The 18,326-nt window shown below is 63.1% G+C and carries 18 protein-coding genes; 12 read left to right on the top strand and 6 right to left on the bottom strand.

Translation table 11 applies throughout. From position 1 onward, the window contains the following. Positions 1 to 97 precede the first annotated feature (97 nt). The 9 genes from DKW65_RS01455 (at position 98) to hemH (ending at position 9,370) form a co-directional block, all read left to right on the top strand. Positions 98 to 616: a hypothetical protein gene (locus DKW65_RS01455; protein ID WP_111655584.1), complete on the top strand. Its 519-nt coding sequence runs from the start codon at positions 98 to 100 to the stop codon at positions 614 to 616. Positions 617 to 1,068: 452 nt separating this feature from the next. Continuing rightward, on the top strand, positions 1,069 to 1,530 hold the full coding sequence (locus DKW65_RS15785; RefSeq protein ID WP_162925642.1) for a hypothetical protein: 462 nt from the start codon (positions 1,069 to 1,071) through the stop codon (positions 1,528 to 1,530). Between the two features lie 119 nt (positions 1,531 to 1,649). Beyond that, positions 1,650 to 2,162: a hypothetical protein gene (locus DKW65_RS15780; RefSeq protein WP_162925641.1), complete on the top strand. Its 513-nt coding sequence runs from the start codon at positions 1,650 to 1,652 to the stop codon at positions 2,160 to 2,162. 313 nt (positions 2,163 to 2,475) lie between these two features. Continuing rightward, entirely contained in the window at positions 2,476 to 3,834 is a 1,359-nt protein-coding gene (gene argA / locus DKW65_RS01440) for an amino-acid N-acetyltransferase (protein WP_111655581.1), read from the top strand. 51 nt (positions 3,835 to 3,885) lie between these two features. Then, complete coding sequence (ilvD, locus tag DKW65_RS01435; protein ID WP_111655580.1) at positions 3,886 to 5,562, top strand: dihydroxy-acid dehydratase; 1,677 nt, start codon at positions 3,886 to 3,888, stop codon at positions 5,560 to 5,562. Next, entirely contained in the window at positions 5,559 to 6,908 is a 1,350-nt protein-coding gene (locus tag DKW65_RS01430) for a DsbA family protein (RefSeq protein ID WP_111655579.1), read from the top strand. The genes ilvD and DKW65_RS01430 overlap by 4 nt, the downstream gene beginning before the upstream one ends. Further along, complete coding sequence (locus DKW65_RS01425; RefSeq protein WP_111655578.1) at positions 6,905 to 7,288, top strand: MAPEG family protein; 384 nt, start codon at positions 6,905 to 6,907, stop codon at positions 7,286 to 7,288. The genes DKW65_RS01430 and DKW65_RS01425 overlap by 4 nt, the downstream gene beginning before the upstream one ends. Further along, the gene (locus DKW65_RS01420; protein WP_111655577.1) at positions 7,285 to 8,283 is read left to right on the top strand and encodes a 2Fe-2S iron-sulfur cluster-binding protein; all 999 of its coding nucleotides are present in this window, start codon (positions 7,285 to 7,287) and stop codon (positions 8,281 to 8,283) included. The genes DKW65_RS01425 and DKW65_RS01420 overlap by 4 nt, the downstream gene beginning before the upstream one ends. 10 nt (positions 8,284 to 8,293) lie before the next feature. Continuing rightward, entirely contained in the window at positions 8,294 to 9,370 is a 1,077-nt protein-coding gene (gene hemH, locus DKW65_RS01415) for a ferrochelatase (protein ID WP_111655576.1), read from the top strand. Here hemH and DKW65_RS01410 read toward each other — a convergent pair whose 3' ends face one another. The 4 genes from DKW65_RS01410 to hemC are packed head-to-tail and all read right to left on the bottom strand — an operon-like array spanning position 9,371 to position 13,292. Next, entirely contained in the window at positions 9,371 to 10,609 is a 1,239-nt protein-coding gene (locus DKW65_RS01410) for a heme biosynthesis protein HemY (protein WP_111655575.1), read from the bottom strand. Then, positions 10,606 to 11,637 (bottom strand): uroporphyrinogen-III C-methyltransferase, encoded by a 1,032-nt coding sequence (locus tag DKW65_RS01405; RefSeq protein WP_162925640.1) that lies wholly within the window; start codon positions 11,635 to 11,637, stop codon positions 10,606 to 10,608. Before DKW65_RS01405 ends, DKW65_RS01410 begins: the two co-directional genes overlap by 4 nt. After that, a complete protein-coding gene (locus DKW65_RS01400; RefSeq protein ID WP_111657471.1) occupies positions 11,613 to 12,353 on the bottom strand; it encodes a uroporphyrinogen-III synthase in 741 nt (246 codons plus the stop codon). The genes DKW65_RS01405 and DKW65_RS01400 overlap by 25 nt, the downstream gene beginning before the upstream one ends. A gap of 6 nt (positions 12,354 to 12,359) precedes the next feature. After that, complete coding sequence (gene hemC / locus DKW65_RS01395) at positions 12,360 to 13,292, bottom strand: hydroxymethylbilane synthase (protein WP_111655573.1); 933 nt, start codon at positions 13,290 to 13,292, stop codon at positions 12,360 to 12,362. Positions 13,293 to 13,517: 225 nt separating this feature from the next. Between hemC and DKW65_RS01390 the strand changes: the two genes are divergently transcribed. Further along, complete coding sequence (locus DKW65_RS01390) at positions 13,518 to 14,813, top strand: NAD(P)/FAD-dependent oxidoreductase (RefSeq protein ID WP_111655572.1); 1,296 nt, start codon at positions 13,518 to 13,520, stop codon at positions 14,811 to 14,813. A 158-nt stretch (positions 14,814 to 14,971) separates the two neighbouring features. Continuing rightward, the gene (locus DKW65_RS01385) at positions 14,972 to 15,400 is read left to right on the top strand and encodes a DUF4168 domain-containing protein (RefSeq protein WP_111655571.1); all 429 of its coding nucleotides are present in this window, start codon (positions 14,972 to 14,974) and stop codon (positions 15,398 to 15,400) included. A gap of 85 nt (positions 15,401 to 15,485) precedes the next feature. Here DKW65_RS01385 and DKW65_RS01380 read toward each other — a convergent pair whose 3' ends face one another. Next, positions 15,486 to 16,808 carry an ATP-binding protein gene (locus DKW65_RS01380; protein WP_111655570.1) on the bottom strand — a complete coding sequence of 441 codons (1,323 nt, stop codon included), beginning with the start codon at positions 16,806 to 16,808 and terminating at the stop codon, positions 15,486 to 15,488. Between the two features lie 65 nt (positions 16,809 to 16,873). Then, positions 16,874 to 17,590: an osmolarity response regulator transcription factor OmpR gene (ompR, locus tag DKW65_RS01375; protein WP_162925639.1), complete on the bottom strand. Its 717-nt coding sequence runs from the start codon at positions 17,588 to 17,590 to the stop codon at positions 16,874 to 16,876. A gap of 303 nt (positions 17,591 to 17,893) precedes the next feature. Between ompR and DKW65_RS01370 the strand changes: the two genes are divergently transcribed. Beyond that, complete coding sequence (locus tag DKW65_RS01370) at positions 17,894 to 18,259, top strand: response regulator (protein ID WP_111655568.1); 366 nt, start codon at positions 17,894 to 17,896, stop codon at positions 18,257 to 18,259. Positions 18,260 to 18,326: the final 67 nt, after the last annotated feature.

Below are 18,326 nucleotides of genomic sequence, written 5' to 3'. Positions count from 1 at the left end.
CAGTGGTGGGCCTTGAGCTAACGCCTTCTCCGGCCAAACATAAGTGATGCTGGTTACACCGGTTGAAACCCATTTAAAAGTCATGACTGGAGAAATCATGATCGTTAAAACCGAGCTAACCAGGCACGTCCGAAAAAGCGCGTTACTGGCGTCAACAATGCTGCTACTCGCACTTCAGGGCTGCCACTCCTTTGGCTACTACCCCAACGATGTCGACGGGGGCCTGCTTGGAAGATGCCTGGCTCTGGCCACGAATTTTGAGATCTATCAGGCCAAGAGGGCTACGGTCTTCCAATCGGAGAGGATTTCATTTCCAGAAGGAGGCGAGCCCAGCTTCGCCATGAGAGAGAGTATAAAAAATGGGCGTGACTGGCGTGTCGGAACCCTTGAGAAAGGCTCTCGGGTCGAGATAACGAAGGTCACGACCTACGAACCGATTTGGGTTCCCTACTACTTGAGAATCATTGTTCGCGTGCTGGACGGTGAGCATTCCGGCATGGAGATGGACTTGGCAACTTATGCTCGATATCACCCCAGACCTGCGGTGGTAACCTCATCAACTCTCGACCCTACCGAAATAGAATTCATACCAGATTACCTTATAGATTGTGAGTAAAAACGTGCATACACTGGAACTATTAAATCGGAATCATCAAACCATGGCCCGAGGGTATCATAAGCAGAAAAGCTCCATTCACTTTCATTGTGACCCTCACAGCTCTCATTTCCGGAACATCCCACGCCGCCCGCGTCTGGATGTTCTCATTGAGGACGTAGTATTTGGTACCGCTGCAGGGAGCAACGTCATCGCAGCCAGGCTTAGCGATACGTCTTCCGCTACCCCCCACAACTGGGCCGCAACAACCGCCGCCCGCAATGCGGGGTCAGGTCTCACATCTCACGCATAGCACCGTGAAATGTGAGACCTGACCCCGCTTCGTGTGGCATGGGCGTGACTGTAACTGCGGCCACATCAACATTTGGCGCACCAATCATCTTGACAGGAATGGGATCGTATATGCTCGGAGATTTTATAAGCAGCCGAACAACTTTTCCCGCAGACATGCTATGCATGCTATGTATGGCGACAAGAAAATGCTGAGAGGATTAATGAATACAAAACCAGCACTAATATACCAAGGAGCATTTGTATGGTGCTGCTATCAGCTTATTCGTGGCGCAAATGCTCCTGAAGAAAAGTGGCGCGGGTATATAGGCGATGCGATATGGATGTTTTCATTTCTTTCGTTTGCTTTCATATCATTTATCACTTTACTGTCTTCAAATTTCATCCCAGAAGGGCGTTTGGTTTTCGGCGACCAAGCCCTCGCAATCGCGGGAGTATCAACGTACTTGTTGCTTGTAGGGGCAAACTACTACCATACAAAGCACGTCATAGGCTACGAATTTATATACAGCAAGCTTGGCGATCAAGACTACCTAAACAAGGGGCGCAAGTACTTTTTTGGCATAACATTTTTTTTATTTGCCACATTCGCATCATCTATTATTTTTATAATTTTGGCATAGAAGATAATATTTATTTTTACATATTTAAATATCCATTATTTTATGGAATATTTATGGATCCCGCGCTCTAAACTCGACGCAGCGAAGGGCCTTAGCCACACGAAAGATGCGAATATAAGATGACATATTCTCAATATACCACAGCCCTGAAGCTCTCCAGGCTGACTCTCTCTATAGTGCTGGTTCTCGTTTCGGTATGGTTCCATATCGCCGCTCCTGATAATGCAGCCCAGGATGCCCGCAGAAATGCCAAGAGGGCTCTATTTATTGAGCTTCAAGAAGAGCATATCAAGGAGCACGGGAGAGGAATCAGCCTTTCTGATCCTGTTATGCAAGAGCTGCATAGTTTCCATGGGCTTGAGGAAGGTCGCGCAGCAGCACACGAGTATTTTTCAGGAAACAGGAATCCTTTCATCCTTCTCTACCTCCTGTTCTTCGGTTTCGGAATATGTCGATGGGTGGCCGCGTCAATAACCATAACAACGCTAGCAATTCCTTACGCTTTGCTTGGCGATCACTCAATATTCGCACCGCTGATCGCGTCGGTACTTTCAGGCATACTTTTATTTTTTTATGGCGCTCAAAATTATATGATTGTGACCGTCCAAGAGGGGGCTGAAGACGAGCCCTGATGAGATTTCGTGCGATCGAAGATCTTCGGCTTTCCCATGCGGTGTTTATTGAGGATGTGATCTTCGCTCATGGCGGTGGCAACACTGCCGTCAAGGTGATCCTGAGCGACGCCTGGCAACCCACCCAAGCCCCGCGTGCCATCAAGGGCCATCATCAGCCCGTTTCCAGCAGACCCACTCGGTCCTCTGGACCATGGTAAGTCCACCTCGCATCGAACCCCGCATCCCCGGACCAAGCAATAGCCGCCCGTCCGCCGGTCCCCTATACTTCAAGGCTTGAGCCCTTGCCACCCCCGACCCGGACACACTAAGGATGACGCAACACACCTCGGGCAACACCACAACGGCGCCCTCTACCGCCACGGCACACCAGGACCACGTCACCTGGTTCCGTAACTCGTCGCCCTATATCAACGCCCATCGCGGGCGCACCTTCGTGGTGATGATCTCTGGCGAGGCGGTGGAGGAGCCCGGGTTTGACCACATCATCCACGATCTGGCGCTGCTCAACAGCCTGGGCATCCGGCTGGTGCTGGTGCACGGGGCGCGGCCGCAGATCAGTGCGCGGCTGGCGGCGCGTGGGATTGATTCGCGTTTCGAGCGGCATACCCGCATTACCGACAGTGCGGCGCTGGAGTGCGCCCTGGATGCGGTGGGTGCGGTGCGGCTGCGGGTCGAGGGGCTGTTTTCCATGGGGCTGGCCAACTCGCCCATGCACAACGCCAGCATTCAGGTGGTGTCCGGCAACTTCGTGATTGCCAAGCCAGTGGGGGTGCGGGATGGCTTCGACTACCAGCACACCGGCGAGGTACGCCGGGTGCAGGTGGAGGCGATCCAGCGGCAGCTGGAGATCGGCAACGTGGTGCTGCTCTCGCCCATCGGCTGCTCGCCCACGGGCGAGCTGTTCAACATGAACTCCGAGGAGGTGGCATCCACCACGGCCATTGCCCTGAAGGCCGACAAGATCATCTATCTGGGTGAGGACACCGGGGTGGAGGACGCCGAGGGCAAGCTGGTGCGCGAGATCTCGCCCCAGGAGGCCGGGCAGTTGCTGGCGAAGGAAGTGATCACCAACCCGAACACCGAGCGGCAGCTCACGGCGGCCTGCCACGCCGCCAGCAATGGCGTGGCCCGGGCGCATCTGGTGAATTTCCGTGAGGACGGGGCGCTGCTGCGCGAGCTGTTCACCCGGGATGGCTGCGGCACGCTGGTCACGCGGGAGACCTACGAGAACATTCGCGGTGCCTATATAGAGGACGTCGGTGGCATTCTGGAGCTGATCCGGCCATTGGAAGAAGCCGGCATCCTGGTGCGCCGCTCGCGCGAGCTGCTGGAGGCCGAGATCAAGCGCTTCACGATCATCGAGCGCGATGGCATGGTGATCGGCTGCGCGGCGCTGTACCCGTTCAGCGATGGTGAATCCGGCGAACTGGCGTGCGTGGCGGTGCATAATGACTACCGCAGCAGCCAGCGCGGCCACAAGCTGCTGGCTTTTATCGAGAAGCGGGCGCGCAACCAGGGGATGAGATCGCTGTATGTGCTCTCCACTCAGACGACCCACTGGTTCCGGGAGCAGGGCTTCGAGCCGGTGTCGGTGGATGAGCTGCCCGGCGAGCGCAAGAGCATGTACAACTACCAGCGCAACTCGAAGGTGTTCCGCAAGGCGCTGTAACCGATTTCTCAACACCTTATTTCAACACACGACAGACCAGGTGAGTGTTTCATGACTGACGACAAGATGCGCAAACATTCCTCGAAGATGGTAGACGGGATCGAGCGGGCCCCGGGGCGCGCCATGCTGCGTGCGGTGGGCTTTACCGACGAGGATTTCCGCAAGCCGCAGATCGGCATTGCCTCCACCTGGGCCAATGTCACGCCCTGCAACATGCACATCAACGATCTGGCGCTGGAAGCCGAAAAGGGCGCCAACGAGGCGGGTGGCAAGGGCGTGATCTTCAACACCATCACCGTGTCCGACGGCATTTCCAACGGCACCGAGGGCATGAAGTATTCCCTGGTGTCCCGCGAGGTGATCGCGGATTCCATTGAAACCGTAGCGGGCTGCGAGGGCTTTGACGGTCTGATCGCCATCGGCGGCTGCGACAAGAACATGCCCGGTTGCGTGATCGGCATGGCGCGTCTGAACCGGCCGTCGGTGTTCGTCTATGGCGGCACCATCAAGCCGGGCGCCGGGCACACCGACATCATTTCCGTGTTCGAGGCCGTGGGCAAACATGCCCGGGGCGAGCTGACCCCCATCGAGGTCAAGCAGATCGAGGAAGTGGCGATCCCGGGTCCGGGCTCCTGTGGCGGCATGTACACCGCCAACAGTATGGCCAGCGCCATCGAAGCGCTGGGCATGTCGCTGCCCGGCTCGTCGGCTCAGGACGCGATTTCCGAAGACAAGAAGATCGACTGCCAGCGCGCAGGCGAAGCGGTCATGGAGCTGCTGCGCCGTGACATCAAGCCCACCGACATCATGACCCGCAAGGCGTTCGAGAACGCCATCCGCGTGATCATCGCGCTGGGCGGCTCCACCAACGCGGTGCTGCACCTGATCGCCATGGCGCACGCCGTCGACGTGGAGCTGTCGCTGGACGATTTCGTGCGCCTGGGCGAGATCACACCGGTCGTGGCCGATGTGCGCCCGTCCGGCAAATACATGATGAGTGAACTGGTGGCCATCGGCGGCATCCAGCCGTTGATGAAGCGCATGCTCGACGCGGGCATGCTGCATGGCGACGTGCTCACCGTTACCGGCAAGACACTGGCCGAAAACCTGGCCGATGTGCAGGATTACCCGGAAGGTCAGGAGATTATTTTCGACTTCGACAAACCGGTGAAAAAAGACTCTCATCTGGTCGTGCTCACCGGCAACCTGGCGCCCGATGGCGCAGTCGCCAAGATCACCGGCAAGGAAGGCCTGCGCTTCGAGGGCAAGGCCCGGGTCTATCACGGCGAGGAGTCTGCACTGCGCGGCATTCTCGACGGCGAAGTCGTTGCGGGTGATGTCATCGTGATCCGCTACGAAGGCCCGAAGGGTGGCCCCGGTATGCGCGAAATGCTCTCCCCCACCTCGGCCGTCATGGGCAAGGGGCTGGGCAATGACGTCGCGCTGATTACCGATGGCCGCTTCTCCGGTGGCTCGCACGGTTTCGTGGTCGGGCACATCTCACCGGAAGCCCAGGATGGCGGCCCGCTGGCGCTGGTGGAAAATGGCGACGGCATCGTCATCGACGCCGAGAAGCGCGAAATCATCCTGCAAGTGGGTGAGGCCGACATGGCACGCCGCCGCAGCACTTGGCAGCAGCCTGCGCCCAAGTACACCCGCGGGGTGCTGGCGAAGTACGCTGCCACCGTGTCCTCAGCGTCCGAAGGCGCGGTCACGGACAAGATATGAGCCTGGCGCATCGTCTGATGCCCTGGGTGGCCCGGCTGTTGACCAGCCCGGGCCTGCTCGACTGCCGACGCCGCCTGCATGAACTGCAACGCAGGCTGCGTCGGCAACCTCACAGCGCCACCTTCTATTGCCGGGTGGACGACCCCTACTCGGTATTGCTGTTGCAGTGGCTCCCCGCCTTCGCCGCACACTACGCCGACCTCGGCCTGCGCATCCAGCCGCGTCTGATGTTGTATCTGGACCCGCAGATGTACCCCGAGCCGGAAATGCTGGCGCAACTGGGCTGCCGCGACGCCGCCGCCCTGGCGCGCTTTTACGGCCTCGATTTTCCTGAACACTGGCAGCCGCCCAGCCATGATCGCGCCCTGCTGGCCACGCAGATCCTGCTGCGTCATGAACAGGATCCGGCCTTTCTGACGCTGGCCGCAGCGGTATGCACAGCACTGTGGAATGGCGAGGACCTGCATGCTCTGGCCAGTCGGCATGGCAGCCAGCCCGAAGACCAGACGCGGATGGCCATGGAAGCGCGCCGCGACCAGTTCTTGCGCATCGGGCATTACCTGACCGGCACGCTACATTATGCGGGCGAATGGTACTGGGGCATCGACCGCCTGGATCATCTGGCCCGGCGTCTGGATACTCTGCTGCCCGACCACGACAGCCGCCGCTGGCCCGCGCCCTATGGCGCCGCGAAATCGCTTCGCCTGACCGGCAACAACCCGGCCGTGGCGGGCAAACCCCTGCAGTTGTTCTTTTCGTTCCGCAGCCCCTATTCCTGGCTGGCCTTGCAGCGCGCCTATCAGCTCGCCGACCACTACGGACTCGCACTGCAGGTCCGCCCGGTGCTGCCGATGGTCATGCGCGGCCTCAGCGTGCCGCGCGCCAAGCGCTTCTACATCCTGTCTGACGCCGCCCGCGAAGCACGCCTGCACGGCATTCCTTTCGGCTTTGTCTGCGACCCGGTAGGGCCCGGGGTGGAACGCTGTATGGCCCTGTGGCCGTTTGCCGAAAAGGAAGGCAGGCTGCGCGAGTTCCTCATCAGCGCGGCCACCGGCATCTGGAGTGAAGGCATCAATACGGCAAGCGACAGCGGTCTGAAGCAAGTTTGCGCGCGCGCCGGGCTGGACTGGAACCGGGCCCGCCGCTGGCTGGGTGATCGCGAATGGGTGGAGCGGGCCACGGCAAACCGCGATGCCATGGTGTCTGCGGGCAGTTGGGGTGTACCCTCATTGCAGTTTGGTAACACCCTGTTATGGGGCCAGGATCGTTTTGGCCTGATGGAAACAACGATTGAAACCACCATTGAAACAACAACAGACCCACACCGCAGCGAGGACCCATCATGACTACAGCTTACTGGTGCATGCTTGTCGCCATTTTCCTGCCGTATCTGTTTACCGGTTTTGCCAAGTTTCAGGGCGGTTTCGGCCCGCGTCAGAACCACAACCCGCGCGAATTCCTCGAAGGACTGGAAGGCGCCCGCAAACGTGCCCACTGGGCGCAGCAGAACAGCTTTGAAGTCACACCGGCTTTCCTGGCCGCCGTAATCGTGGCCTCGGTAATCGGCAATCTCGGCCAGGGCACGCTGGACATGCTGGCCGTTGCCTTTGTCGTCAGCCGCATACTGTTCGGCATCTGCTACATCGCCGACTGGGCCAGCGCCCGTTCACTGGTCTGGTTCGCCGGCATGGCCATCATCGCCTCGCTGTTCATCATGAGTGCATGAGTGATTACACCATCACCGTCAGCGGCGGCGGGCACTATCCTGCTGCTGCCGCTGAAACCCTGCTCGAAGCCGGCCAGCGTGCCGGCTTCGGCTTTCCCAACGCCTGCCGTAACGGCAACTGCCTGCGCTGTCAGGGCACACTGGTCCACGGCAGTGTGCGACTGCGCAATGGCCGCACCATTCGTGCGGGCGAAGCCGCCGCAGACGCAGTGGTATACTGCGTCGCCCACGCCCTGGAAGACTGCGAGATCAACGTGCCGGACATGACCGCACCGGGCGAGCTGCCGATTGTCGAGGCAGCCTGCCAGGTCACAGACATTACTGCCCTGAACCACGATGTCAGCCGCGTCATGCTGCGCCTGCCTGCCGGCAAGCCGGTGCAGTGGCATGCCGGCCAGTATCTGGAATTGCTGTACGGCGATGCGCCAGCGGCCTTTTCGATTGCCAACGCCCGGCAGGGCGATGGCCGCGATCTGGAACTGCATGTGCGGCATACCGCCGACAATCCGTCCTCGCTGGAGATCATGGCGCAACTGCGCAGCGACCCGATCATGCGCGTGCGTCTCCCCGGCGGCCGTCGTTTTCTGGCCGACGCTCTGCCGGACAAGCCCGTCTGGTTTGTCTGCGGCTCCACGGGTTTCGCCCCGGCCAAGGCCATGATCGAGCATCTGTTGACGCAACGTTTTGCCCACCCCATCTATCTTTACTGGGGCGCGCGCCGCGCGGAAGACATCTATCTGCCTGCGCTGCCGGCGGCGTGGGCTGCCGCCGGTCAGGTGACCTACGTCCCGGTGTTGTCCGAATCCGGCAACCCGGACTACCGGCATGGCATGGTGCACGAAGCCGTGCTCGCCGACCTGACAGACCCGCAACGGGTCGAGGTGCATATCGGCGGCTCGCCGATCATGGCCTGGGCCGTCTTCGACGCCCTCAATGCCGCCGGAGTGCCCGCCACCGCCATGCACTCCGACGTGTTCGATTACGCGCCACGTTAAGGATCCAGACATGTACAAGGGTGCCGACAACTTTCGACACAGCCAGGCCGACCGCATTGGTGTGCTGATCACCAATCTGGGCACACCGGATGCGCCCACCGCGCCCGCCCTGCGCCGCTACCTGCGCGAGTTCCTGTCCGACCCCCGTGTGGTGGAAGTGCCACGCCTGCTCTGGTGGCTGATCCTCAATCTGATCATCCTGCGCATTCGCCCGCGCCGCTCGGCCGCTGCCTACCGCACCGTGTGGACCGACAGGGGCTCGCCGTTGCTGTATCACACCCGGGACCAGTGCGAGGCACTGCGCGATACGCTGCGCGCCCGCTACGGCGAACGCCTTGTGGTGGATTTCGCCATGCGTTACGGCCAGCCCGCCATCGCCGATACCCTGCAACGCCTGCAGGATCAAGGGGTGCGCCAGTTGATCGTGCTGCCGCTGTACCCGCAGTACTCCGCCGCCACCACCGCCTCGACCTTCGACGCGCTGGCCGCCGACATGCGTCGACGTCGCTGGCTGCCGGATTTCCACTTCATCAGCCATTACCACGACTTCCCGCCCTACCTGGACGCTCTGGCCGGGCGCATTACCGCGCACTGGAAAGCACAGGGTCGGCCGGACAAGCTGATCCTGTCCTATCACGGCATTCCCAAGCGCTACCTGCTCAACGGCGATCCGTATCACTGCGAGTGCCACAAGACATCGCGGCTGCTGGCGGAACGGCTCGGGCTCGGGCCAGACGATTACATGACGACCTTCCAGTCGCGCTTCGGTCGCGAGGAATGGCTGCGGCCGTACATGGATGAAACCATGAAGGCGCTGCCAGGCCAGGGCGTCAAGCATGTGCACGTCGTCTGCCCCGGCTTTTCGGCGGACTGTCTGGAAACCATCGAGGAAATCGGCGAGGAAAACCGGGAGTACTTCATGGAGGCCGGCGGCGAACGCTATGACTATATTCCTGCTCTGAATGCCGGCGCCGATCATATTGAAGCGCTGAGTGCCTTGCTGGCACCGCAGCTGGAGCAGTGGCTGGCAAAGCCGGAGCGGGATGCGGCGCTCAGCGAGGCCCTGGCGGAACAGATCCGGCGTTAATCAACGGGGGCGCGGCTGCGGCAAGGGCGGCAAGGTCGCGCCCAAGGCCTCAAGCCGCGCATCCAGACAAGCCCTGGCACCCTCTTCGTCACCCAGGGCCGCCAGCAACCTGGCCAACTCTGCCTGCGCCGTGGCATGACCCGCCGCTGCCGCCGTCTCGAAAAACGCACGGGCCTTGCCCCACAACTTGGCCTTCAATGCCACGCGCCCGGCGGTCAGCAGCACCGCCTGGTTCGCAGGGCGGTCCACCAGCCAGCGCTCCAGCCGCGCCAGCACCACATCCGGCGGCACCTCTTCCAGCGCTTCCATGACGGCCACCAGACCGTCATCCCAATCCTCTTCGATATGCCGGGTGACGACCTTGAAGGCACCCGGGCCATCACCGAACTGGGCCAGATAGCCCGCATACTGGGCACGCAGGGACGGTACCCGGCGCAGGCGTTGCGGCATCTTCTTCCACAGCCGCGCCAGGCTATCGCGACGCTGCGCGGCATTGTTGAACCCGGGCATGCTGGCGGCCTGGCGCATGCGGCCCAGCCAGGCACGCTGTTCACGCTGATCCAGATTACCCGCCTGCGGATCGACCTTGCGCAGCTGCGGCAATAACTCGCACAGAGCGGCCCAGTTGCCTTCGCGGCCATAGGCTTCGGCCAGCAGATGCAGCATGACCGGGCTGTCGCCGTAGCGCTTGCGCTCCGGCTCCAGCAGTTCACGGGCGCGGTGCGGGCGCCCCTCCTGCAAGGCCATGCGGGCGCGCACCAGCAAGGTGGGGAAGCGACCACTGGGCACCGCCTCCGCCTGCGCCAGGGCCTGCTGCACACTCTCACCATCACCGCGCTGACGAGCGGCCACCGCTGCCGCCAGCCAGGCCGGCAGCGGCCAGTCCAGACGCCGCCCGGCGGAAGACAGCAATCCGTGGGCGCGCTGCCAATGCCCCGCCGACAGTTCCAGCAACCCGTCACGCAGCTGCCGCTGGGCAGCCTGTCGGCGCCGCCAGACGCTCCAGTGGGTCGGGGTTAGCAGGCGCCACAGTGGCGCCATCAACAGGGTCAGCAGCACCAGCAGGGCGGCGGCGGCCACCAGCACCAGCACCAGGAAGGTCACGGACGTTTCCATCTCGCGCTGGCCATACACCACCAGCACGTAGCCAGCATCCTCCAGCAGCAGGCGACCCAGCCACAGACCCGCCGCCAGCGCCAGGGCCAGGGCGGCAATCAGCCACAGCACCAGCCGTCTCATTCATCGCCCTCCGGCATGCGCCCGGCACGGGCGCGACGCAGCGCCGCCAGCCCGGTGCCGATATCCGGCAAGGCCTGGGCCACATCCTGCGCCGCCAGGGTCTGCACCGCCTCGCGGAAGGCCTCGACACCCGGATCAGCCTGCGCAAACCAGGTACCGGCCAGTTCGTCAGCACGCTGCAACGCCGCCGTGTAGACGTCTGGCCGACCCTGCAACAGCGCCAGCCGCGCCTGCTGCAGTTCGTTTTCCAAGGCCAGCCGCACCAGCTGGCGGCTGGCACTGTCCAGCGGCAACGGCGCCGGGCCGTCATAAGTGCGAATGCGCACCGGCAAGCGCGCCAGCAACCGTTCCAGGCGCCCCGTCTCGGCGGCGTCGGTCTCCTCCGCGTCGGCCGTGCCGGCGCTGGGGGGCTCGCGGCGCGGCAAGGCCAAGTCGGCCACCCGGCCCTGCAGGGCGCCCAGCTCCAGCAGAATGCCGGTCACATCCACCCGTTGGGCGGCATTCAAGCGGGCGATATCCTCGCGCAGCGCCTCACGCAGGGGCAGCATGGCGTTGTCGTCGCTGCGCGCCAGCAGGTCGTCCGCCGCGTGCAGCACGCGTGCTGCCGCCTCGGCATCGCCGGTCAACAGCAGTTGCTGCTCCGCCAGACTGGCCAGTGACAGGGCTTCGCTGATCAGCCAGAACTGCTGCCCCCCCTCGCGCAGGGCCCGCAGCTGCTGCCCGGTGTCCGCCAGCGCGGTTTCGAGTTGCTGGATGCGTTCCGCCTGGGCGGCCTGGGCGTCCTGTGTCGTCGCCAGGGCGCGTTGCCAATGGTCTTCCTGATCCGCCAGCGCCGCACGCCAGGCGCCATGTTCACGGTGCTGGCTTTCCCAGACCTGCCAACCCAGATAGCCCGCACCCGCCAGCATCAGTACCAGGATCAGCCACAGGAGTCCTCGCCCGCGACCTGCAGGGGGGCGGCGGTGGCCGCGCGGTGGTACCGGGGAAGCGGGCGGGGTATCCGTTACCCCTTCTTCTTTTCCAGACATGTTTTCAGACATGCCAGCATATCCTCATCGTGCGGACTCGCCGCCACTTGCAGTCTCGGGTAGCCGGCAGCACGGATGGTCTGAGCAATCCGTTCGCTGCCCGCGATGATCAGCGGCCCCTGAAGTGCTGCCGCTGCACGCTCATGTAAACAGTGCCAGCTTTCCACGCTGGTCACCAGCACTGCATCCACAATCCCGTCCGGCCAGCGAAAATCCGTCGCACAATGGCGCCGATACAGCGGCAAGGTCATCACCTGTGCGCCGCGCTGGCGTAGCGTGTCGGCAAACAGTTCGCGGCCGCCGTCACCACGCAGGATCATGATTTTCCTGTCCGCCAGCGATTGCAGGCAGGGCAGCGCCAGCACGGCCTCGGAGTTGAATCCCGCCGACGGTGCCTCCGCAGGCAAACCCGCTTCGTTCAGCACCGCGGCCGTGGCCTCACCCACCGCCAGCCAGTGCACGCCCACCGGCCACTGCGGCCAGACATCGGCCAACGCGGCGCAGCCCAGGCGGGCCGCATTCGGGCTGACAAAAAACACGGCATGATACTGATCCACGTCCAGCAGCAATCGCTGCGCCGCCCCATCAAGGGGGCGGGGCGTGATCGCCAGCGCTGGCACATGGACTGCGGCAAAGCCCTCTGCCTGCAGACGTGCCAGCAACGCCTCGGCCTGACCTGCCGGGCGTGTCACCAGTACACGCGGGCGTACCGTCATGGCGTGTCAGGCTCGCTGATAGATGGCGCCGAGAATCCGGTCGGCGCCTTGCCTCAGAAGGTCCTCGGCCACGGCCACCCCCAGCGCCGCCGCCTGGTCGCGTGGCGCGCGCGCTTCCGCGCGCAACACCTCGCTGCCCTCTTCGCTGGCCACCAGACCGCGCAGCCACAGGGTGTCATCCTCCAGCACGGCATAGCCGGCAATCGGCACCTGGCAACCGCCCTCCAGGCGACGGTTCATGGCCCGCTCAGCCACCACCCGGTCCCAGGTGTCGGCATCATTGAGCGGCGCCAGCAAGCCCGCCACCAGATCGTCGCCTTCCCGGCATTCGATACCCACCGCCCCCTGGCCCACAGCAGGCAGCAGCACTTCCGGCGGCAGCGCCAGCCGGATACGGTCGTCCATCTCCAGTCGCTTCAGGCCCGCCGCCGCCAGCAAAATGGCATCGAAGTCGCCACCATCCAGCTTGCTCAGGCGGGTCTGCACATTGCCACGCAGGCTGGTCACCGTCAGGTCCGGGCGTCGCGCCAGAATCTGTGCCTGACGCCGCAAGCTGGACGTGCCGACGCGCGCGCCCTGCGGCAACGCATCCAGATCCGCATGGGTGGCGCACACAAACGCATCACGCGGATCGTGTCGCTCGCAGATCACCGGCAACTGAAACCCTTCGGGCAGCGCCATGGGCACGTCTTTCATGGAATGCACGGCGATGTCCGCGCGACCATCGCGCATGGCTTCTTCCAGTTCCTTGACGAACAGGCCCTTGCCGCCGATTTTCGCCAGCGGTGTATCCAGGATCTTGTCGCCCTGGGTCTTGATGCGCACCAGCTCCACCCGCAGGCCCGCGTGCAGCGCTTCAAGGCGCTCGCGCACATACTCGGCCTGCCAGACGGCAAGCGGGCTGGAACGGGTGGCAATGCGCAACAGTTGTTCGGTCATGGTGTCTCCGGAAACAGGGTCATCTCAGGCCCGCCAGTGTACCGGAAAGCACCGTGGTTGGCCGCCGCGCCCGGCCACGGATGACCGGCAGGACACAAATAAGCCGTTACGCCGCTGGACAAGCCTATGACGAAGCCTAAACTTGCCGTTTTTTTCACGCCCGCGCAGGTGTAGCGTGGGCACACCCATCGGCCCGCAGGGCCGGGGTGGCAAGGGAGCACGGCCATGGCAGCGACAAAGATAGTAGTGGTGGGCGGCGGCGCGGGCGGCTTGCCGCTGGTGACCCTGTTGGGGCGCCGACTCGGCAAACACGGCGTTGCCGACATCACGCTGGTGGACAGCAACAATATTCATGTCTGGAAGCCGCGTTACCACGAGGTCGCCACCGGCGCGATCGATGCCGATCTGGATGCGGTCGATTATCGCGGCCATGCCCGGCTCAACCACTACCGCTTCGAACCTGGCACCCTGAGCGGCCTGGACAGCAAGGCGAAGGAAATCCGGCTGGCCCCGGTCAACGACGACCAGGGCCAGGAAGTGTTGCCGGAACGCAGCGTGGCCTATGACTACCTGGTGCTCGCCATCGGCAGCTGCAGCAACGACTTCAATACCCCCGGCGTTCGCGACCACGCCCTGTTCCTGGACAGCCGTCAGCAGGCCGACCGCTTCCGCGAAAAATTCCTGAACGCCTGCCTGCACGCCAACCACAACAACTCGCCACTGTCGGTGGCGATTGTCGGCGGCGGCGCCACCGGCGTGGAACTGGCCGCAGAAATCCATCATGCCGTGAGCATGCTCAAGCTATATGGCCATGAGCATCTGGACCGCAAGCAACTCAATGTGCACCTGATCGAAGCCGCTCCGCGGATTCTTCCGGCACTGTCCGAGCGCGTGTCGCTGGCGGCGCACACGCGCCTGGAGGGCCTGGGGGTCAAGGTGCACACCGGCACCATGGTGGAACGTGCCGAGCCGGGCACCTTCGTGGTCAAGGACGGCGACAACATCGAAGCCGATCTGCTGGTCTGGGCCGCCGGGGTCAAGGCGCCAGCCGTGCTCGGCACACTGGATGACCTGGAACGCAACCGTATCAATCAGGTGGTCGTGGAACCCACGCTGCAGGCCGTCGGCCAGCCGAACATCTTCGCCATCGGCGATTGCGCCGCCTGCACCCTGCCTGGCGCCGAGCGCCCACTGCCGCCACGGGCCCAGTCAGCCCAGCAGATGGCCCATTACATGGCGCGCAGCTTCGAGCGCCTGCTGGTGCGCGATCAGCCGTTCCGGCCTTTCCGTTACCGCGACCATGGCTCGCTGGTCTCTCTGAGCCAGTACAGCTCGGTGGGCATGCTCATGGGCAACCTCAAGGGCGGCAACTTCTTTGTCGAAGGTTGGCTGGCGCGCATCATGTACATCAGCCTGTATCGGCTGCATCAGGCCGCCCTGTACGGCTGGCCACGCACCCTGATGTTGCTGATCGCCGGACGCTTCAACCGGCTGGTGCGACCGCGCCTGAAACTGCACTGAAATATCTCGTTACAACTATCGCAACGCCAAGGCTGGCGGGCCCTGCAACCGGGTGCCCGCCCGCCAGATCTGTGTGGAACAGGAACTTCTCCGCTGCGACGGGTCGGACTTGACCAGGCAACGAGACATTTTCACGCAGCCAACGAGGAGAACGCATAATGCAAATCCGACTGAAGCAACTTGCCATCGCCATCGCCGCCACCGGTCTGACCGGTGCTGCCTTCGCCCAGGGCGCCGCAGGCACCTATTCTGACGGCGGCCAGCAGCATAACCCTGCTGCACAAGCTCAGCAGGGTCAGCAGGGCCAGGGCTTCGCGCCGGATGCTGCCGCCACCGAAGTGAGCGACGACGAGCTGGAAAAATTCGCTTCTGCGCACAAGCAGGTTGAGGAAATTCGTGAGAAGTATGTCAGCGAAGCCCAGGCTGCGGACGACCCGGAAAAGGTCGCAGAAGTACAGATGAACATGCAGCAGGAAATGGTGCAGGCGGTACAGGATGAGGGCCTTGATGTAGGCACCTACAACCGCATTGCCCAGATGCTGCCGTACGACGATGAACTGCGCCAGCGTGTCGAAGGCATGCTGTAAGCATCACCGAGCAAGCAACAAGCAGTAGGCCCGGGCGGATTGGTCCCCCGCTGCAGGGCAACAGGGCGCCTTCGGGCGCCCTTTTTTATCGCACCCGGGCCGACAAGGCCTCGGGCTGCACAAAGCGGCCGGTCACCGGCAAGCGAATCTCCACTTCCAGCCCACCCTCGGCGTGATTGCCCAGCCGGATAAGGCCATGGTGCATATCGACGATACGTTTGACGATCGCCAGGCCCAGCCCCGAACCGGTCACCGTGCGCGCCTTTTCACCACGCGAAAACGGCTGCAACAACGTGGGAATATCCTCATCGCGTACCCCCTGCCCGTGATCCCGCACGCGCAACACCACGTCCTCACCCTCGACACGGGTATCGATCTCGACCGGCGCTTCGCCGTACTTGATAGCATTGCTGATCAGGTTGGTCAGCAGGCGCTTGAAGGTCAGGCGCTTGACCATCAGCCGGGGCACCTCACGCAACTGGAGCTGCAACGCCACCTCCGCAAACTTGGCGCAGACATCCTCCACCAGCACATTCAGGTTTTCGTAGCTGGCCACCTCATCGGCGCCATCACGAATGAAACCGATAAACTGCTCGAGGATCGCATCCATGTCTTCGATATCACTGATGATGCCCGTCGACAATTCAGCATCGGGAATGAATTCTGCCGACAGGCGCATGCGCGTCAGCGGCGTGCGCAGGTCATGGGACACCCCGGCGAGCAGCAGTGCCCGGTCCCGTTGCGCCTGAGCCAGTTCGCGCGTCATGCGGTTGAACGCCCGGTTCACCGCGTCGATTTCCTTCGGCCCGACATCGTCGTCCAGCGGCGGCACCGGGTCGCCGCGTCCGACCACCAGCGCCACCTGCTCCAGACGCTTCAGCGGCCGGTTCAGGCCTCGGGCGATCAGCAACCCGGCAATGATCGCGAACAGGGGCACCGTTACCCCCCAGCCCACCAGCAGGTAGCGGTCGTAGTCACGGAAGAAGGTCATCGGCACGCGCAGCCACTTGCCATTGAACGAGGCCGCCGTCACCCAGATCACCGGGCGCCGCGAATCCTCGAAGCGCACAAACACGGTTTCCTCGAGTTCACGCTGAATCTCGCCCCGGAAGCTGCCCACCACCGGGCGCGTAATCCAGGGCACCCGCCCCTCACGGGCATCTGGCGGATCAGCCACAATGATGCCGGTGGTTTCCCCCAGACGGCGCGCCCCTTCCGGGTCCCGGGTGGCGTCATGGAAAGACAGCTCGGCCTGCAGCACCGTCAAACGCGAATACTCGCGAATCCCGGGCAGATAGGCATTCCGGGCAAAAAACCAGATGGTCAGCACCTGAGTCAGGAAGATCACCAGCCCCACCACCATGGCGGAGCGGGCAAAGGCGGTGCGGGGTAACAGACGAAAGCGCATGGATCAGGCGTATCCGCGGGTCAGGGGACGTCTACAATGCCTGAAAAGCGACGGTCAGACCACGCTCAATCCGGCACGAACACATAGCCGACGCCCCAGACGGTCTGCACGTAACGGGGCTTGGAGGGATCGTCTTCCAGCAACCGGCGCAGGCGTGATACCTGCACGTCGATGGAGCGCTCCATGGCGCTCCATTCGCGGCCGCGGGCCAGATTCATCAGCTTGTCGCGGGTCAGCGGCTCGCGCGGGTGCTGCACCAGCGCCTTGAGGACGGCAAATTCGCCGGTGGTGAGGCTGTGCTCCTCCTGCCCCCGGCTGAGGATGCGCCGCGACAGGTCCAGCGCCCAGGGGCCGAAGCTGACATGCTGGCTGTCACGGCTCGGCGCGCCCGGCACTTCGCGCACCTGACGGCGCAGCACGGCACGGATGCGGGCATCCAGTTCCCGGGGGTTGAAGGGTTTGGGCAGGTAGTCGTCGGCGCCAGCTTCCAGGCCCTCGATGCGCTCGTTGTCATCGCCCTTGGCGGTGAGCATGATGATCGGCATCGCCGTGCCGGCCTCGCGCAGGCGCCGGCAGATGGACAGCCCATCCTCGCCCGGCAGCATCAGATCCAGCACCATCAGGGAATAGATTTCACGGCTCAACGCCCGGTCCATCTGCACGGCATCGCCCACCGCCTTGATATGGAAGCCCTGCTCCTCCAGGAAGCGCTGCAGCAGGCTGCGCAGCCGGGCGTCATCGTCCACAACGAGAATCTTGTCCTGGGTCTGGTCTGCACTCACAGCGATCTCCCGGCCTGGCAGGATCTTGTTATATCGGGGGTTGCCCGCCGCGCGGCATCTTCCCCCTGCCCCCCGGGGATTGCAACCGCAGGGCGCTGGCGAATTCGCAACAGAGTGTGACCGGCCAGTCGGACCGGGGTTCCCCGCAGCCAGCCGACGCGCAACAATGTGACACGATACCGCAGATTGTGCCGGAAATGATCAGGTTTCACCGCGCCATCATCCTGCTATCATTCAGGCAAATTCGCGAGCTGGCGTACAACAAGCCCGCCGCATGCTGATTCAACTGTGGGGAGGAACGTGATGGCGAAGATTCTGGTGGTGGATGACTCACCCACACAGATGGCCAACATGGTGCGTATCTGTGAAGCGCAAGGGCATCAGACCGTAACGGCCAACAATGGCATGCAGGGGGTCGAGATGGCCCGCTCCGAGAAGCCGGACCTGATCCTGATGGACGTGGTGATGCCCGAGCTGAACGGCTTCCAGGCGACCCGCAAGATCACCCGCGACCCGGACACCCAGCATATCCCGGTGGTACTGGTGACCACCAAGGACCAGGACACCGACAAGGTCTGGGGTGAGCGCCAGGGCGCCGCAGGCTATATCGTCAAGCCGCCGCAGGAAGACGAGCTGGTGGCCAAGATCAAGGAGCTGCTGGGCAGCTGATCTCCCCGGGGCGCCTCAGCGCGCCCCGACACCCCCTCCCCCGATCCGCGACAGCCACAGCAAAATT

Source organism: Isoalcanivorax indicus (assembly GCF_003259185.1).
GTDB classification, from domain to species: Bacteria; Pseudomonadota; Gammaproteobacteria; order Pseudomonadales; family Alcanivoracaceae; genus Isoalcanivorax; species Isoalcanivorax indicus.
Note: the sequence above shows the minus strand (reverse complement) of the source record. Positions and strands in the feature narration are given on the sequence as shown.

Bases quoted from the DNA above. Each gene is read 5' to 3' on its own strand.
- ilvD (WP_111655580.1), top strand. From the start codon at position 3,886: ATGACTGACGACAAGATGCGCAAACATTCCTCGAAGATGGTAGACGGG.
- DKW65_RS15785 (WP_162925642.1), top strand. From the start codon at position 1,069: ATGCATGCTATGTATGGCGACAAGAAAATGCTGAGAGGATTAATGAAT.
- DKW65_RS15780 (WP_162925641.1), top strand. From the start codon at position 1,650: ATGACATATTCTCAATATACCACAGCCCTGAAGCTCTCCAGGCTGACT.
- DKW65_RS01410 (WP_111655575.1), bottom strand. From the start codon at position 10,609: ATGAGACGGCTGGTGCTGTGGCTGATTGCCGCCCTGGCCCTGGCGCTG.
- DKW65_RS01370 (WP_111655568.1), top strand. From the start codon at position 17,894: ATGGCGAAGATTCTGGTGGTGGATGACTCACCCACACAGATGGCCAAC.
- argA (WP_111655581.1), top strand. From the start codon at position 2,476: ATGACGCAACACACCTCGGGCAACACCACAACGGCGCCCTCTACCGCC.
- DKW65_RS01455 (WP_111655584.1), top strand. From the start codon at position 98: ATGATCGTTAAAACCGAGCTAACCAGGCACGTCCGAAAAAGCGCGTTA.
- DKW65_RS01400 (WP_111657471.1), bottom strand. From the start codon at position 12,353: ATGACGGTACGCCCGCGTGTACTGGTGACACGCCCGGCAGGTCAGGCC.
- DKW65_RS01385 (WP_111655571.1), top strand. From the start codon at position 14,972: ATGCAAATCCGACTGAAGCAACTTGCCATCGCCATCGCCGCCACCGGT.
- DKW65_RS01420 (WP_111655577.1), top strand. From the start codon at position 7,285: ATGAGTGATTACACCATCACCGTCAGCGGCGGCGGGCACTATCCTGCT.
- DKW65_RS01425 (WP_111655578.1), top strand. From the start codon at position 6,905: ATGACTACAGCTTACTGGTGCATGCTTGTCGCCATTTTCCTGCCGTAT.
- hemC (WP_111655573.1), bottom strand. From the start codon at position 13,292: ATGACCGAACAACTGTTGCGCATTGCCACCCGTTCCAGCCCGCTTGCC.
- DKW65_RS01390 (WP_111655572.1), top strand. From the start codon at position 13,518: ATGGCAGCGACAAAGATAGTAGTGGTGGGCGGCGGCGCGGGCGGCTTG.
- hemH (WP_111655576.1), top strand. From the start codon at position 8,294: ATGTACAAGGGTGCCGACAACTTTCGACACAGCCAGGCCGACCGCATT.
- DKW65_RS01380 (WP_111655570.1), bottom strand. From the start codon at position 16,808: ATGCGCTTTCGTCTGTTACCCCGCACCGCCTTTGCCCGCTCCGCCATG.
- DKW65_RS01430 (WP_111655579.1), top strand. From the start codon at position 5,559: ATGAGCCTGGCGCATCGTCTGATGCCCTGGGTGGCCCGGCTGTTGACC.
- DKW65_RS01405 (WP_162925640.1), bottom strand. From the start codon at position 11,637: ATGTCTGGAAAAGAAGAAGGGGTAACGGATACCCCGCCCGCTTCCCCG.